Here is a 16,134-nt window from a genome sequence, read left to right on the forward strand (position 1 = left end):
CCCTAGACACGCCGCCGTTTGCGCGGCGGTCGGGCCAAAAGCCCGACCGCCGTCTTGCAAAGAGATCGCCCGCTTTACCGGTGGCGCGGGGTTACGCCCGGCCCGCCAGTTTGCGACAATAGCCACGCGTTTTTAGGAGGCGCTTCCGAGATGTCCCAAGACCTTCTCTCCCCTCCAGTTCTGCTCAAGGGCGTTACCGGTGTCCTGGCCCTGGCCGACGGCACGATCCTGCAAGGCGTGGGCTGCGGCGCGATCGGCGACGCGGTCGGCGAGGTGTGCTTCAACACCGCCATGACCGGTTATCAGGAGATCCTGACCGACCCGTCCTACATGGCCCAGATCGTCGCCTTCACCTTCCCGCACGTCGGCAATGTCGGGACCAATGTCGAGGACGTCGAGCAGATGTCCGGCGCGTCGGAAACGGCCGCGCGGGGCGCGATCTTCCGCGAGGTGCCAACGGTGCAAGCCAACTGGCGCTCGAGCAGCGATTTTGACGGATGGATGAAGCGTCGCGGCATGGTCGGCTTGGCCGGCGTCGACACCCGCGCCCTGACCCGCAAGATCCGCGAAACCGGCATGCCGCACGGCGTCATTGCGCACAATCCGGACGGCCTGTTCGACCTGCCCGCCCTGGTCGCCAAGGCCCGAGAATGGTCGGGCCTCGAAGGCCTGGACCTGGCCAAGGACGCCTCGACCTCCCAGACCTTCACCTGGGACGAGGGCCTGTGGTCGTGGCCGGAAGGCTACGCCAAGCTGGACGCACCCAAGTACGAGGTCGTGGTTCTCGACTACGGCGTCAAGCGCAACATCCTGCGGGCTCTGGCCCATGTCGGCGCCCGCGCCACGGTGGTGCCGGCCAATACGTCGGCCGAGGATATCCTGGCCCGCAATCCCGACGGCGTGCTGCTGTCCAACGGCCCCGGCGACCCCGCCGCGACGGGCCAGTATGCGGTGCCCGAGATCCAGAAGCTGGTCGCCAGCGGCAAGCCGGTCTTCGGCATCTGCCTGGGCCATCAGATGCTGGCCCTGGCCCTTGGCGCCAAGACGGTGAAGATGGAGCAGGGCCACCACGGGGCCAACCATCCGGTCAAGGACCTGACCACCGACAAGGTCGAGATCGTCTCGATGAACCACGGCTTCACGGTCGACAGCGCCAGCCTGCCGGCGGGCGTCACCGAGACCCACGTGTCGTTGTTCGACGGCACCAATGCCGGCATCCAGCTGACGGGCAAGCCGGTGTTCAGCGTCCAGCATCACCCGGAAGCCTCCCCCGGTCCGACGGATTCGCTCTATCTGTTCGAGCGCTTCGCCGGCCTGATGGCCGCGGCGAAATAGGGCGCGCTCGCCCCCGCCGAACGGGCGGGGGCGGCGTCACAAAATCACTTCCGCACTGTCATGCGCCCATCACGCTCCCGGCTTGGGCGCGTGTTAGCGTCGTCGTGTTCCCAGTTCGCTTTGGTTTCTCTTATGGCTCCGGCGAGGACACGTCATGACCAGCAACCTGACCCCCTATGAGCGCATCGGCGGCGAGACGATCGCCCAGGCCGCGCTCGACGACTTCTTCCAGCGCGCCCAGGCCGACGACCGGCTGGCCGACGTGTTTGGCCCGGTGATCACGGCGGGCGGGCGCGCCTTCCTGGCGGTGTCGATGGACGCCGGCCGCGCCGACGGCCGCGACGATGTTGAACCCGCTCTGGCCTGGCTGAGCGAACTGGGTCTGGGCGACGACGAACTGGACCTGGTCATCGGGCATCTGGCCGCCGCTCTCGAAGCCCTAGGCGTCGATGATGACCTCATCGCCGAGATCGCCGATCAGGCCGAGTCGCTGCGCGACGCCGCCCTGGCGATCGATCCCGACGAGGAAGATGAGGACGAAGACGAAGAGGTCGCAGCCTAGGTTCCGAACTGGGTGAACGGGACCTTGTTGAACAGCTCCCGTTCCGCCCCGCGCGGATCGTCGGTCATCTTCGAGGGTGTATCGAACACCATCGTCTGGCGTCTGTGCAGGGTGTAGGGCTCCCAGGCCGGTATCGCCGCGCAGTTGGGATTGCCGGTGCGGGCAAAGGCGATGAAGGCGTCGCTCATCTGGCTGGACATGGCGATGGAGCCCGCGCCGCCGTCGGCCAGCGAGCCCTTAGCCGTCAGCGTGCCGAACACCAGGGCGATGTCGAGGGTGTGGGGCGCGCCCCAGACGCCGCCATCGCGCGGCGAGCGCCAGTCCACCTGATAGACATAGGCCGGCGCGCCCGCGCGGGCCCGCTCCTCGGCCTGGATGATCGCCGCCTTCCATGAGCGTCCCGCGGTGCCGGCGGCGAAGAACACGTCCGACGGTGAATAGTCCGGATAGATCCTGCGATAGGCCGCCACCACCGTGGCCGGGTCGATGTCGATGCGGGCGTTGAACTGGCCGGGCAGGCGGGCGACCACGTCGTCCCAGGTCATGTCCAGCATCGTCTTGTCATAGCCGACGAAGCCGCGCGTCTCGTCGTGGGTGTTGCCGCACATCATCGGCACGTCCAGACTCTGGGGCGCGGCGTCGGGGAAGAACGGGTGGCGGGTCAGGGAGCGCTCGTCCAGCACCGGACCCATATAGACACCGCCCGAGCCCGCCACGGGGTCAACCGCCTTCAGGCCGTTCAGCATCTGGTCGGCGGGGAGGGCGCGCAGTTGGGCCAGCTCGCGGATCCCCAGCTTGTCGAGGAACAGCTGCGCCCGCTTTGTGGCGTTGAACGGACCGCCCACCGTGACCTGCTGGCCGCTCATGGTGGCGGCGCGGTGGAACAGGCCCCTGGCCGCCGGCATGGCCATCAGGGTGGCGATCTTGGCCCCGCCGCCGGATTGTCCAAACACCGTGACATTGCCCGGATCGCCGCCGAACGCCGCGATGTTGTCGCGCACCCATTGCAGGGCCAGCACGAGGTCCATCTGACCGACATTGCCGCTGTCGGCGACGCTGGGGTCATTGAAGATGCGCGGCAGATACAGATAGCCAAAGGCGTTGAGCCGGTGATTGACGGTGACCACCACCACGTCGCCGCGCTTGGCCAGTCTGGTCCCGTCATACAGCGGGCTGCCGCCCGAGCCGCCGTTATAGGCGCCGCCATGGATATAGACCATCACCGGCCGCTTGCCGCCGTCGGCGAGGCCGCGTTTTTCAGCCTTGGCGGGCGTCCAGATATTCAGGAACAGGCAGTCTTCCGACAGCGCCTCGCCGTCCTCGCCCTTGCCGGTCTGCATCGAGGCCGCGCCATAGGTCAGGGCGTCCTGGACGCCGGTCCAGGGCAGCGGCTTGACCGGCGGCATGAACCGCCGCGCACCGCCGGTGTCCGCCCCGTAGCGCAGGCCCTTGAAGACATGGACCCCGTCGCCGCTTGCCCCGCGCACCTTGCCCGCCGCAGTCGCCACGACCGGTGAGCGCGCCGCGCCGGCCGCGAAGCCAGCCGACGGGGCCAGAGCCGCCGCGCCGGCGGCGATCAGCAGGTCGCGCCGGTCGAGGGTGTGGCGGGTGTCCATGGGTATCCTCCGGCGGCTTCTGGCGAGCTTGAAGGCAGAGGTATCACAGCCCATGACACCGGTGGACAGGATTTACAGGCGAGCGATCGCGCTGGCGTGAGCCTTGATCACCGCCAGGGTCGAAATGTCGGCGTCGAACACTCCGAACAGGCCTTGTTCCTCCTGCGGCGGATCGCCGACGAAGTGGGTGTCGCCGCGCTTGAACCAGGCGTCGGGCTGCTGGGCGCGGCCCTCGCCGTTCCAGGCCCAGAAGTTGGTTCCGGCCACCGGGCCGCCGGCCTTCATGTCGGCCAGGGTCAGGTCGAAGATCGTCTGGTAGAAGCGATCCTTGTACGTCGCCGGCGCGCCGGGCTTGAAGACGCGGTCGTCGCGGATCAGGCCAAACTCCTCGATGACCAGCGGCTTGTTCAGGCCCTTGGCCAGGGCGATGTGGCGGGTGACGTACTCGCGGCACCTGGCCTCGCCGGCCTCGTAGGTCCCGGGCTGGTTCTTGAAGTCTATCCAGCTCCAGTTGTTGGGCCAGACGTGCAGGGTCATGTAGTCGATGGCGGCCGGCTTGTGCGCCGCGACCACGCAGGACTCGCGCTCCAAACAGCCCATGGCGCCTTCGCTGCCGGTCGAGACCAGGTGCTTGGGATCGATGGTCTTGATGTAGGCCGCCGTCTCGTCGATCCAGCGGTAATAGGTCGGCAGGGTCTTGACCCCTAACGCTTCCGTGCCGCCGGGCCGAGGCTCGTTGGCCAGTTGCCAGGCCATGATCGTCGGGTCGTCGCGATAGGGCTTGCCGGTGACGGTGCTGGTGCGGCCGACCACGGCCTTGATGTAGTGTCGGAACAGGGCATTGGCCTTGGCGTCGCCATAGAAGCGGGCCGAATAGTCGGGATATTCCGGCCAGGGATGGGCCGGGTCGCCCTGCTGGAACCAGGTCCCATTCCCGGTCCAGTTCAGATAGGCCGGCATGCCGCCTGACCAGTCCCAGAAGTTGTTGAGATAGATCACCGCCTTCATGTCGCGCTTGGCCATCTGCGCCAGCAGGACATCGAGGCCGGTCAGCAGGTCGGCGCTGTAGTCCTCGCCGGGGCCGCGGAAGGTGGGGTCCATCGCCACCTTGGCCGGCGAGCGCTCTCCCGAGCCCAGCACCCGTAAGTTGGTCACGCCCAGGCTCTTGAGCTTGTCCAGCTCACGTCCGAGGCGCGCGCGATCCCCATAGGCGGCGGGGGAGCCCAGCCACGCGCCGTACCAGAGATTGCTCCCGACGAAGCGATAGGGCTTGCCGTCCAGAACCAGTTTGCCGTCGGCGACGTCGACGAAGCCTTTCGGCTTGGCGGTGGCGGCGCTTAAGACGGGCGCGGCGGTGAGGGCGGCCAGCAGGGCGCGGCGGGAAAGGGTCATAGAGCGGCCTCCGGAACGCGCTCTGAGGGCGCGTGCCGGAGACCATGCCGTGTCTCGATACCGCTAACAACCGCCTGGTGGCGGTCGTCGCACGACTACAGATTCAGCAAGGCGGGATCACCGCCCTGCGCCGTGATGTTGACGCTGATCGCTCGCTCGACCGCGTAACGCAGCAGGGCGTGCGGGCCGCCGGCCTTGGGGCCGGTGCCTGACAGGCCTTCGCCGCCGAACGGCTGGACGCCAACGACGGCGCCGGTCATCGAGCGGTTCACATAGGTGTTGCCGGCCGGGACCAGGCGCTGGACGTCGGCCGCGAAGCTCTCGATCCGCGAGTGGATGCCCAGGGTCAGGCCATAGCGGCGGGCCGCCAGCGCGCCGGCGACCTGTTCCAGGTCTTCGGGGGCGTAGCGCACCACGTGCAGGATGGGGCCGAACACCTCGCGCTCCAGGAAGTCGGCGGCGGGGATCTCGGCCAGAACAGGCGCGAAGAAGGCGCCGGTGGCGGGGGCCGGCAGGACGTGCAGGATCTTGGCCTCGCGCTTGAGGCGGACCCTGTGCCTTTCCAGCGCGTCCTGGGCTTCGGCGTCGATCACCGGGCCGACATCGGTGACGGCCAGGGCCGGATCGCCCAGCACCAGGGCGTCCATCGCGCCCTTCAGGCCGTCGATGATGTGGTCGGCGGTGTCGTGGGGCAGGAACAGCAGACGAAGGGCCGAGCAACGCTGGCCGGCGCTGCCGAAGGCCGAGACGATGACGTCGTCAATCACCTGTTCGCGCTGGGCGGTGGTGTCGACGAACATGCCGTTCAGGCCGCCGGTCTCGGCGATGAACGGGACGATCGGCCCCTGCCTTTGGGCGAGCGTCTGGTTGATGCGCCAGGCGGTATCGGTGCCGCCGGTGAAGGCTACGCCGTCCAGCTCATCGTGGGCGGTCAGCGCGGCGCCGACAGTCTCGCCGCGTCCGGGCAGCAGGGCCAGCAGGCGGGGGTCCAGGCCTGCGGCGTGATAGAGCTTCACGGCCTCCATGGCGATCAGAGGGGTCTGCTCGGCGGGCTTGGCCAGCACGGAGTTGCCGGCGGCGAGCGCCGCGGCGATCTGGCCGGTGAAGATGGCCAGCGGGAAGTTCCACGGGCTGATGCAGACAAAGACGCCGCGACCGGCCAGGCGCAGGACATTGGTCTCGCCGACCGGGCCTTTCAGCAGTTCGCCCTCGCCGAATTGATCCTCGGCCAGCACCGCATAGTAGCGGCAGAAGTCGACGGCCTCGCGCACCTCGGCGATGCCGTCCGACAGCGTCTTGCCGGCTTCGCGCGACAGGATGGCGATCAGGCGGTCGATATTGGCTTCCAGGGCGTCGCCCATGGCCCGCAGGACCTTGGCGCGGGCGGCTCCGCCCGAACGATCCCACGCCGGCTGGGCGGCGCGCGCCAGACTGAAGGCCTGGTCGATCTGCGGCAGCTGGGCCTCGGAGACCACCCCCACGACCCGGCCGTCATCGGAAGGGCTGACCACCGGCTGCGGCGCGGCGCCGGCCGTCATCCGGCCGCCGATCAGCGGGCCCGCTGACAGGGTCAGGGCGTCCAGCGCCGTCACGGCGGCGGTCAGACGCTCGCGGTCGGCCCTGATGGAAAGATCGACGCCGGCGCTGTTGCGGCGGCGATCGCCATAGACTTCGATCGGGGTCGGGATCTTGGCGTGGCGGTCTGGGTGGGCCTCGACGGCGTCGATCGGGTCGACGACCACCTTTTCCACTGGCACCCGCTCGTCGAGCAGGGCGTGGACGAAGCTGGTATTGGCGCCATTTTCCAGCAGGCGGCGAACCAGATAGGGCAGGAGGTCCTCGTGGCCGCCCACCGGGGCGTAGGCCCGCAGGGTGATGCCGTCATAGAGGTCGTCTGCGGCCTTGTAGAGCGCCTCGCCCATGCCGTGCAGGCGCTGGTGTTCGATCTTGACGCCGGCGTTCTTGGACATCCGCACCACGGCCGCGAGGGTATGGGCGTTGTGGGTGGCGAACTGGGCGTAGAGGTGCGGGGCGGCGGCGATCAGGGCCTTGGCGCAGACCAGGTAGGAGAGATCCGTGGCCGGCTTGGTCGAATAGACCGGATAGTCCGGACGGCCGGCGACCTGGGCGCGCTTGATCTCGCTGTCCCAGTAGGCGCCCTTGACCAGGCGCACCATCAGGCGACGGCCGGTCTCCTGCGACAGGGCGGACAGACGGGCGATCACCTCGGGGCAGCGCTTCTGGTAGGCCTGGACGGCCAGACCAAGGCCGGTCCACTGGCCCAGTTCCGGCTCGCGGCACAGGCGGTCTAGCAGCTTCAGGGAAAGCGCCAGACGGTCGGCTTCCTCGGCGTCGATGGTGAAGTTGATGTCGTATCTGGCGGCGATCAGGGCCAGGCGCAGGACGCGGGGATAGAGTTCGTCCCAGACGCGGGCTTCCTGCGTTGCTTCATAGCGCGGGGTCAGGGCCGACAGCTTGACCGACACGCCATGGCCGGCCTCTGGGCCCCCCACAGAATTTGCGCCGTTCGACAGCTTGCCGACCGTCAGGATGGCGTCGGCATAGGACTTTTCATAACGCTCGGCATCGGCGGCGGTGCGGGCGCCTTCGCCCAGCATGTCGAAGCTGCAGATGTCGTTGTCCTGCGCAGCGCGCTTGATGGCGGCCTCGATGGTGCGGCCCAGCACGAACTGCTCGCCCATGATGCGGATGGCCTGGCCGACGGCGGCGCGGATGACGGGCTCGCCCAGGCGGCCGGCGATCTTCTTGATGAAGCCGGGCAGGTCCTTCTGGGCCTGGTCGTCGGGCTCGACGATCTTGCCGGTCAGCATCAGGCCCCAGGTCGAGGCGTTGACGAACAGGCTGTCGCTGCCCCCCAGGTGGCTGGCCCAGTCGGCCGAGCCGATCTTTTCGGCGATCAGCTTGTCGCGGGTGTCGTCGTCGGGGGTGCGCAGCAGGGCCTCGGCCAGGCACATCAGGGCCAGACCCTCGCGGGTGCCCAGGCTGAACTCCTGCAGGAAACTCTCGACCACGCCCTGTTTGCGAACGCTGCGGCGGGCGCCGCGCACCAGGGCCTCGGCCTCGGCGCGGACGGCGGCGCGGTCTTCGGAGGTCATCGCCCCGGCGGCCAGAAGATCGCTGATCACGGCGGCTTCGTCGCGATACTTGCCGTTGTCGAGGCTGTCCCAGTCGGTCATGCGCTTACCCTTGGGGTGGAATGATGATCAACGGTATATGGAGGCCTGATGCGAATGTGCTTCGTTTGTCGCGAAATCAGACCGTAGAAACTTCAGCGCAATGGTCCCATTTGGCGCTTTTTCTCCAGACGGCTCTGCCGGGCGGCGTAGCGACGCAGGACCTGGCGGCAGAATGACCTTGAAAGAGAGAGGTGGGAAGGGACGCGACTAGGGGGGAGACGCGCGTCCCTTCCGCTCTCGGCGGCGCCCTGGGGGAAAGGCGCCGCTGGTGTCCCCAACCAGGCGGGGACAGGGTCTTCGGGGATTCCGGGCGCCGTCTGGAGAAACGGCGGGGCGGAACCGGCTAGGACGCTGTGTGGTATAGCCGCATGTTTTCTGAATGTGCTTTGCTTTATGTGACGATTTTACGAACAATCTTCGAGGAAAGGCGCGAATGGCCAGTTCCGCTCTTGATGACACCGATCGCCGCCTGCTGAGGGTTCTGCAGGCCGATGGCCGCATCACCAATGCCGAGCTGGCCAAGCAGTGCAACCTGTCGCCGGCCGCCACCTTCGACCGCGTGCGTCGCCTGCGCGAGCGCGGCTTCATCACCGGCTATGCGGCGCTGCTGGACCCGGCCAAGGTCGATCGCGCCCTGCTGATCTTCGTCGAGGTGATGCTGGAGCGCACGACCGGCGAGGTTTTCGAGGACTTCGCCGCCGCCGTCCGCCGCGCGCCCGAGATCCTGGAGTGCCACATGGTGGCCGGCGGCTTCGACTATCTGATCAAGGCCCGGGTGCGCGACATGGAGGCCTATCGCGGCTTTCTGGGCGACATCCTGGTCAAGATGCCCGGCGTGCGCGAGACGCGGACCTATGCCGTGCTGGAAGAGGTCAAGAGTACCGTGCAGCTGCCGCTTTAAGACGCCAGCTCGGCTCGGACCGTGCTCGCGATAAAGCCGCCGCCCAGCACCCGGTCGGGATCGGCGGGGTCATAGAGCACACAGGCCTGGCCCGGGGCGACGCCCTCTTCGTGAGTGTCGAACACCACGCGCAGATCGCCGTCCACCATGGCCAGGTGGCCGGGTACGGGTTCGCGGGTCGAGCGGACGCGGGCCAGCACGGGCTGGCCGGCTTCGGCGGCGGCTTCCAGGCTGTCCTGGCCGCCCAGCCAGTTGCCTTCCTTGAGCACCAGCGAGGCGGTCAGCAGCGCCTCGCGCGGGCCGACGATCACCTGGCGCAGGTCGGCGTTGATGCGGACCACGAACAGGGGATCGCCGACGGCGATGTTCAGGCCCCGGCGCTGGCCGATAGTATAGCGGGTGACGCCTTCGTGCTGGCCCAGCACGCGGCCGTCCATGTGCACGATGTCGCCCGGGATCGCGCCGTGCGGGCGGATGCGGTCGATCACCGTGGTGTACTTGCCCTCGGGCACGAAGCAGATGTCCTGGCTGTCGGGCTTGTCGGCGATGGCCAGGCCCAGCTCGGCGGCGACGCGGCGCACCTCGCTCTTGGGCATGTCGCCCAGCGGGAAGCGCAGGAAATCCAGCTGGTCGCGCGTGGTGGCGAACAGGAAATAGCTCTGGTCCTTGGACGGATCGCCGGCCCGGCGCAGCTGCGCCCGGTTTCCGGACATGCCGCGCTGGACGTAGTGGCCGGTGGCCATGGCCTCGGCGCCCAGGTCGCGGGCCACGTCCAGCAGGTCGCGGAACTTGACCGTCTGGTTGCAACGCACGCAGGGGATCGGTGTCTCGCCGCGCAGATAGGCGTCGGCGAACTCCTCGATCACCTGTTCCTTGAAGCGGCTTTCGTAGTCGAGGACGTAGTGCGGGATGCCGATCCGTTCGGCGGCCATCCGGGCGTCCATGATGTCCTGGCCCGCGCAGCAGGCGCCCTTCTTGGCGATGGCAGCGCCATGGTCGTAGAGCTGCAGGGTGACGCCGACCACGTCATAGCCCGCCCGGGCCAGCAGGGCCGCAGTGACCGTGGAATCCACGCCGCCCGACATCGCCACAACGACGCGAGCGCCCGCAGCAAGCCCCACCGCCTCACGAGCCATCTCGACTGCGCGGTCGGCCAGGGCCCCGGGAAGGGCATGATCGAGAATGTCGGCGTCCATCGCGGCCATATAGCGCTTCAGGGCCGGCTTTGCGAGGTTTGCCCTACTTCAGAACGTTCAGCAGCGACGAGCTCTGTAGGCTGGCGAACACCTGGGCCGCAGCCTGGACCGCCAGTTGGGCGGCTTCAAGCCGGGTCACGGCCTCGGCCATGTCGACATCGACGATGCCGCCGACCATGCCGGTCAAGGTGTCGGCCTGGTCCTTGAGCTCAACGCCGGCGTTCTCAAAACGCTTCTGGACCAGGCCATTCTTGCCTTGCGTGTTGAGAGCATCGGTATGGGCGGCCTTGAAGGTGCCGACCATGCCTTCAAGGAAGGTGTGTTGGGTGCTGGTCAGGGGGCTGCCAAACGGACCATTGGCCTCGACATAGGCCTGCACCTGCTTGAAGGCGTCGAAGGCCTTGGTGGCCAGGGCGTCACCCAGGACGCCGGTTTGCACCGTGGTCTGCTGGTCGATGCGGTTGGTGGCGATATAGGTGTCGTTCTTGAAGAGGTCGGCCGTCGTCGGCGCGACGGTCAGGTCGGCCATGGAGTTGGCGGTGGTCGGGGCGGTGTCGGTCAAGGCGCCGGCGAACACGTAGCGGCCATTGGATTTGGTGTTGACGCCCTGGGTGACGTTGCTGAAGGCCGCTTCCAGCTGTTGCATCAGGGTCGCGCCGCCGGCCGCCATGGCATTCTCGATCGCCGCCCGCCCGCTCTGAATGCCACCGGCGACCTGCCCGATGCCGGTGTCCTGCATATCCAGCCGGTTGGCGACCAGCTTGGTCTGGTCGATCAGGCCCTCGATCTTCGCCTGGGCGCTGCGCATGGCGGTCAGCACCTCGGCGTTCTTGGAATAGCCCTTCAGGTCGTTGGCGACCTTCTGGCTGGCGACCTGTTCGCCCAGTATGTTCTGACGCTGCTGGGCGCGCATCAGGTTGCTGGTCATGATGCTGTAGTTGGAGCCGGTTGAGACGCGGGTCATCGGTCAGCCTTAGAGGATGTTCACGAGGACATCATACATGTCCTTGGTCGCCTGGATCAGGCGGGCGGAGGCGTTGAACGCCTGCTGATAGGTGGTGAGATTGATCAGTTCCTCGTCGAGATTGACCCCCTCCTGCCCCTGGCGCTGGGTGTCGACCTCGATAGCCACCGCTTCTGCGGCGTCCTTGCGGCTTTCGGCGGCGGCGGCCTTGCGGGCGATCGAGCCGCTGAAATCGGCGGCGTAGCGCAGCAGGCTGGTCTTGGTAGCCGAGGCGCCGCCGACGGCGGCGAAGTCCGCCATGGTGTCGCCGGACTTGGCCAGGGCCAGGGCGCCGCGTCCGTCGCCGACGGCCAGGGCGATCACCCCGGCGCCCGCCGAGAGGTTCAGCTTGGCGAAGGGCAGGCGGGTGGGGTCCTGATCCATGGCCGGATTGACGACGAAACGCTCACCGCGGGTACTGCGTTCGGCGGGCCCTACGCCGAACAGCTGGGTGATCGACGGTCCGCCCATGCCGCGCTCGGTGTCGTCCGAGGCCACCGAGAGGCTGACCGTCGAGCCGGAATAGGACGTGAAGTTCATCGCGCCCTTGGAGTCCAGGGCGAAGGTTCCATAGAGCCCCACGCCGCCGTTGCGGGCGTTCAGCGAGTCCATCAGGTCCTGCATCGTGGCGCCGGCGGGCACCGAGACGTTGACGTCCCGGATACGGCCGCCGTCGGTGTCTGTCAGGCGCAGGGTGATCACGTCGCCAGTCGTGAAGCCGTGCGGATCGCTGGCGATCAGGCCTGTCTCGTAGGGCGAGAAGCTCTTGGTCTGGACGATGTCGTTAAGGCCGAAGAACTGGCTGAAGCCCTTGCCGATCTTGTTGGACGGCGTGGTCGGGTCGTCGGCGACCACCACCCCGTTGCCGGCGCTGGCGCTGAGGCTCAGGGCGCCGTTGCCGAACGAGGCCGTGCCCTGGCCGGCCAGGGCGATGTTCAATTGGGCGATAAAGTCGGTGTTGGTGAAGCTGGGGCCTGCCGCGCCATTTACCGTCATCGTGCCCAGGTCGAAATCGATCTCGACCTTTCGCTGGATGACGCCGCTGGAGTCGGTGATGGCGATCGTGGTCTTGCCGGTGAAGTGGTCGAGCGCGGTGGCTTCGTCCAGGCCGGTGTTGCGGCCGGTCAACGAGGACGGGGCCGGCACGGATGAAGCGGCGTTGGAGGCGCGGTTAAGCTCTTCCGAGGCGCGGGTGACGAACTCGCCCAGCTGGTCGGACAGGTTGGGCAGCTCGGTGTTGCGAAGGTCCAGCAGGCCCTTCAGCTCGCCGCTGGAGATGTTGAGCGCCACCTGAGTGTCGCCGCCATTGGCCTGAATGCACTGCAGGAAGCCGGTCGCGGTGCTGGACTTCTGATAGGAGATCACCGCCGCGCCGTCGCCGGCCAGGCTGAGGCCCTCGGTCGAGCGCACGACAACGCCGCCGTTGGCCCGCTGGCTGACCTGGATGTTCATCAGGCTCGAAAGCTCGTCGATTAGGCCGCTCTGGACGTTTTCCGAGCCTGTGCCATCGGCGCCGGCCACTTTTGCCCGGGTAATGTCGGTATTGAGGGTGTTGATCTGCTGGAGGAGGTCGTTGACGCGCTCGATATCGGAGACGATCCGGTTGTCGGCGTCCTTGCCCAGGCTGGAGAGGGTTGCGGTGATCCGGCTCGACTCGCTCAGGAAATCGTCGACCCGCGTCAGGGCCTGGGTGCGCAGCAGGCTCGAGGATGGGTCATCCGAGGCCTTGGAGAAGGCCGAGAAGATGTCGTCCAGCTTGCCGAAATAACTGTTGTCGCCGCTGGGGTCGCCAAACAGGTTCTGGGCGGTGTTCAGGTTTTCGGACAGGGCCGAGGCCCGGCCGGCGTCGGATACCGCGTTCAGGCTGGCCGACTGCAGGAAGCGGTCGGTCGCGCGCTTGATGGCGTCTATGCTGACGCCGACGCCCACGCCGTTCGAGATCAGGTTCGACTGGCTGATCGTTTTGCGGACGTAGCCCGAGGTGTTGACGTTGGCGATATTGTCCGAGACGACGCGCAGACCCGTTTGGGCCGCCATCATCCCCGAACTCGCCGTGTTCATGATGGAATTCAGAGTCATGCGAACGCTCCCGACAGCCCGGCAATCCGCGAACCACGCGACGCGCCCTTGCCCGGCGAAAAGTGCCGGGCGGGGGAGGGATCAATGCCCTCGATATGTGCCAAGCCACTGAAATTCATGGCATTTCGTTCCAAGCGCCGGATATTCGGCAAGTTGTGATGCGCAAGGAGGGCGCCAAGTGGGGGCGCGACCGGGCGACGCGGCAAGCCACGCCCCTGACAACCCCATTCGACTCGGCAAAAAGCGCCGCCGACCGACGATTTCAAGTTATAAACAAGGAATTAAAGTCAATAAAAACAAGATGATAATCTGAGATGGCGGGTTGGCCCGACGGTTGCTCAGGGAGGTCCAGACAAAGGCGCGTTCGTCATGAACCGCTGCACGCAACGGACCGAGCCCACGAATGACCGTGATCGCCGCCACCGCCGCCACACCTTCCTTCAGCCCCTCATCGGGCGCTGGCGGTCAGGGCGTGGATCAAGGCTTTGATGCGCTTCTCGCTGTTGTGACGACAAGTGACGAGCCGGCCCCGCCCAGGCACGCTCCGACTCAAGGGGCGAGCAAGACCGCTGACAAGGCCGACCTCGCCGACAAGACCGCAAGGGCTGACACGGCGTCCGCCAAGGCAGAAGAGGCCGCCGCCGCAGCAGCAGCAGCCCAGGCTCAGGCTTGCGACGCCGCTGAGGACGCCGCTGAGGACGCGGCAGCGGAAGATGTCGCAGAGGCCGCCGCCCAGGCCGAAGCGGCCGCGCTGGCCGCTGCCACCCTCGTCGCGGCGATGATGCCGCAGACGGAAGAGACCTTTGCCGCCTCCACCCTTCCGGATGTTGACGCTACAGCGTCCCTCGTTTCCGCGCCGGCGCCGATCACTTCCGATCTGGTCGCTTCTCAAGCGCTCTCAGCAGCCGTTCCAGCCCCGAGCGAAGCCGCCCTTGACGCAGCGTCGCTGGTCGCACCCACACTCGCCGAAGCGGCGACCACGGGCCAGGGCGTCGTTACGCAGCCTGTCGCCGATGCGAGGGGCGCCGCTTCGGCGCCTGCCGCGTCGGCCACAATCGATATTCCCGAGAGCGCCCTGCTGGAAGCGCCGATCGCGGCGGAAGACGCCGGCGTCGACATCGCCGCTCTGGCTGCGCAGGCCACTCAGACACCGACCGTCGCCGCCAAGCCGGCGCCTCAGACCACTCCGGCCGTCGCCGCGCCCGCGGTCGACGTGATGATCACCGCCGAGCCCGTTGTTATCGCCGCCGAGGTCGAAGCCTCGCCGGTTGTCGCCACGCCTGTCGTCGAAACCGCCCCGCCGGCCGACGAGACCGTCAAGGTCGTCGCCCAGGCCGCAGCCGAGACCGTCACGAAGGTCGCGACGGCCACGATCGCACCGATTGACGCCGAACCTGCTTCGTCAACCGATGCGGAACCCGTCACGATCGCGGGTGTCGAGACCGCTTCGCTCGCCGACCAGGCGGGCGCCGATCAGGGTGGTGACGCCCAACAAGGCGGTCAGGGTCAGGGTCAGGCCAGCGCGGAGGCGCTGAGCGCCGGCGCCGTCGACGCCGCGGCGACCCCGGATGCCCCCACGATCTCGCAGACCACGGCCGCGACCGTCGCCGCCGGCCCTGAGGTCGCTCCGGCCCTGCGGGCCGAGACGCGCGGTTCGCCGGAGACGGTGGCTCAGCTTTCGGCCGAGATCCTCAAGAAGCTCGACGCCCAGACCACTCGCTTTGACGTGGCCCTGACGCCTGAAGGTCTGGGCAAGGTTGATGTTCGCATCGAGATCGGGCGTCACGGCGCGCTGACCGCTTCGATGGCCTTCGACACCGCCCAGGCGGCCGCCGAACTGCGAAGCAAGTCGGCCGAGCTGCGTCAGGCCCTGTCGCAGGCCGGCTTCACGATCGCCGACAACGCCTTGCGCTTCGATGTGTTCAGCCAGGGCGGCCAGAACGGCCAGAACGCCTTCTTCAATTTCAACGGTGGCGAAGACGGCCGCCGGGCCTGGTCGGGCAAGGCCTTCCAGTCCGCCCAGAACGACGACGCTCCCATCCTTTCCGCTTCAGATCTGCTGCCCGGGCTTCGAATGGCCCCTGACAGCGGTCTGGACATCAGAATTTAGAGAGAGACCGCGCCATGGCCACCGCCGCAGTTTCGGGCTCCAATGCAACGCTCGACAAGATCAACAACTCCCGCAACACCCTGGCTAGCAGCAAGGAGACCTTCCTCAAGCTGCTGACCACCCAGATGAAGAACCAGGATCCGTTGTCGCCAATGGATTCCAACGCCTTCACGGGTCAGATCGTCCAGATGACGGGCGTCGAGCAGCAACTGGTCACCAATGACCTGCTGGCGGCCCTGGTGGGCATGAACGACGGCGGCATGACCCAGGCCGTCGCCATGATGGACAAGCTGGCCACCGTCGAAACCGACAAGGCCGTGCTCAAGGACGGCGAGGCCACCTGGTCTTACGAACAGAGCCGCGCGGCCAGCAGTGTCAAGGTCGAGGTCATCGACAAGTATGGCAAGACCATCAGGACCATACTGCCCGAGGATATGTCCAAGGGGGATCACACTCTTGAATGGGACGGCAAGAGCGATGACGGCACCGCCCAGCCCGCAGGCGGCGCCTACACCCTGAAGATCACCGCCAAGGACGGCGAAGGCAGCACGATCCCCGCGACGTCGAAAGGTCGTATCGAGGGCATCGTGACGGCCATCACCAATGATAGCGGCCAGAACATGGTGACCATCGGCGGCACGAAATATCCGGTCGACTCCGTGATCGGCGTTCAGAACCCGCCGGCGCCCACAACGACCGCCACCACCAACACCACCACACAGACGGCGGCTGCGGCCTAACCG

General features: G+C 67.3%; 11 protein-coding genes. 5 read left to right on the top strand and 6 right to left on the bottom strand.

What is annotated here, in order from left to right; all coding sequences use genetic code 11:
- Positions 1 to 150 precede the first annotated feature (150 nt).
- Together carA and ACW176_RS10005 are read left to right on the top strand one after the other, a co-directional pair.
- Positions 151 to 1,335: a glutamine-hydrolyzing carbamoyl-phosphate synthase small subunit gene (gene carA / locus ACW176_RS10000; RefSeq protein ID WP_492111854.1), complete on the top strand. Its 1,185-nt coding sequence runs from the start codon at positions 151 to 153 to the stop codon at positions 1,333 to 1,335.
- Positions 1,336 to 1,489: 154 nt separating this feature from the next.
- On the top strand, positions 1,490 to 1,897 hold the full coding sequence (locus ACW176_RS10005; protein WP_492058132.1) for a globin family protein: 408 nt from the start codon (positions 1,490 to 1,492) through the stop codon (positions 1,895 to 1,897).
- On the opposite strand, the gene ACW176_RS10010 is transcribed toward ACW176_RS10005, so the two are convergent.
- From ACW176_RS10010 to putA, 3 genes are all read right to left on the bottom strand, one after another.
- The gene (locus ACW176_RS10010) at positions 1,894 to 3,513 is read right to left on the bottom strand and encodes a carboxylesterase/lipase family protein (protein ID WP_492111855.1); all 1,620 of its coding nucleotides are present in this window, start codon (positions 3,511 to 3,513) and stop codon (positions 1,894 to 1,896) included. The genes ACW176_RS10005 and ACW176_RS10010 overlap by 4 nt on opposite strands.
- 72 nt (positions 3,514 to 3,585) lie before the next feature.
- Positions 3,586 to 4,905 (bottom strand): glycoside hydrolase 5 family protein, encoded by a 1,320-nt coding sequence (locus ACW176_RS10015; RefSeq protein ID WP_492109018.1) that lies wholly within the window; start codon positions 4,903 to 4,905, stop codon positions 3,586 to 3,588.
- Positions 4,906 to 5,000: 95 nt separating this feature from the next.
- Positions 5,001 to 8,102 carry a bifunctional proline dehydrogenase/L-glutamate gamma-semialdehyde dehydrogenase PutA gene (gene putA, locus ACW176_RS10020; protein ID WP_492109019.1) on the bottom strand — a complete coding sequence of 1,034 codons (3,102 nt, stop codon included), beginning with the start codon at positions 8,100 to 8,102 and terminating at the stop codon, positions 5,001 to 5,003.
- 433 nt (positions 8,103 to 8,535) lie between these two features.
- Between putA and ACW176_RS10025 the strand changes: the two genes are divergently transcribed.
- Positions 8,536 to 9,003 carry an Lrp/AsnC ligand binding domain-containing protein gene (locus ACW176_RS10025; protein WP_419254370.1) on the top strand — a complete coding sequence of 156 codons (468 nt, stop codon included), beginning with the start codon at positions 8,536 to 8,538 and terminating at the stop codon, positions 9,001 to 9,003.
- On the opposite strand, the gene mnmA is transcribed toward ACW176_RS10025, so the two are convergent.
- From mnmA to flgK, 3 genes are read right to left on the bottom strand one after another with little or no spacing between them, the layout of a single operon-like run.
- Positions 9,000 to 10,208, bottom strand: coding sequence for a tRNA 2-thiouridine(34) synthase MnmA (mnmA, locus tag ACW176_RS10030; RefSeq protein WP_492109020.1), 1,209 nt, complete (start codon positions 10,206 to 10,208; stop codon positions 9,000 to 9,002). The two genes, ACW176_RS10025 and mnmA, sit on opposite strands and share 4 nt — an antisense overlap.
- Positions 10,209 to 10,242: 34 nt before the next feature.
- Positions 10,243 to 11,163, bottom strand: coding sequence for a flagellin (locus tag ACW176_RS10035; protein ID WP_492109021.1), 921 nt, complete (start codon positions 11,161 to 11,163; stop codon positions 10,243 to 10,245).
- A gap of 9 nt (positions 11,164 to 11,172) precedes the next feature.
- Positions 11,173 to 13,281 carry a flagellar hook-associated protein FlgK gene (gene flgK, locus ACW176_RS10040; RefSeq protein ID WP_492109022.1) on the bottom strand — a complete coding sequence of 703 codons (2,109 nt, stop codon included), beginning with the start codon at positions 13,279 to 13,281 and terminating at the stop codon, positions 11,173 to 11,175.
- 403 nt (positions 13,282 to 13,684) lie between these two features.
- Here flgK and ACW176_RS10045 point away from each other — a divergent pair, with 403 nt between their 5' ends.
- Both ACW176_RS10045 and ACW176_RS10050 read left to right on the top strand, forming a co-directional pair.
- A complete protein-coding gene (locus tag ACW176_RS10045) occupies positions 13,685 to 15,391 on the top strand; it encodes a flagellar hook-length control protein FliK (protein ID WP_492109023.1) in 1,707 nt (568 codons plus the stop codon).
- Positions 15,392 to 15,405: 14 nt separating this feature from the next.
- Entirely contained in the window at positions 15,406 to 16,131 is a 726-nt protein-coding gene (locus tag ACW176_RS10050; RefSeq protein ID WP_492109024.1) for a flagellar hook assembly protein FlgD, read from the top strand.
- The last annotated feature ends 3 nt before the right edge of the window (positions 16,132 to 16,134 follow it).

It is taken from the genome of Caulobacter sp. FV1ye13L, from assembly GCF_058681155.1.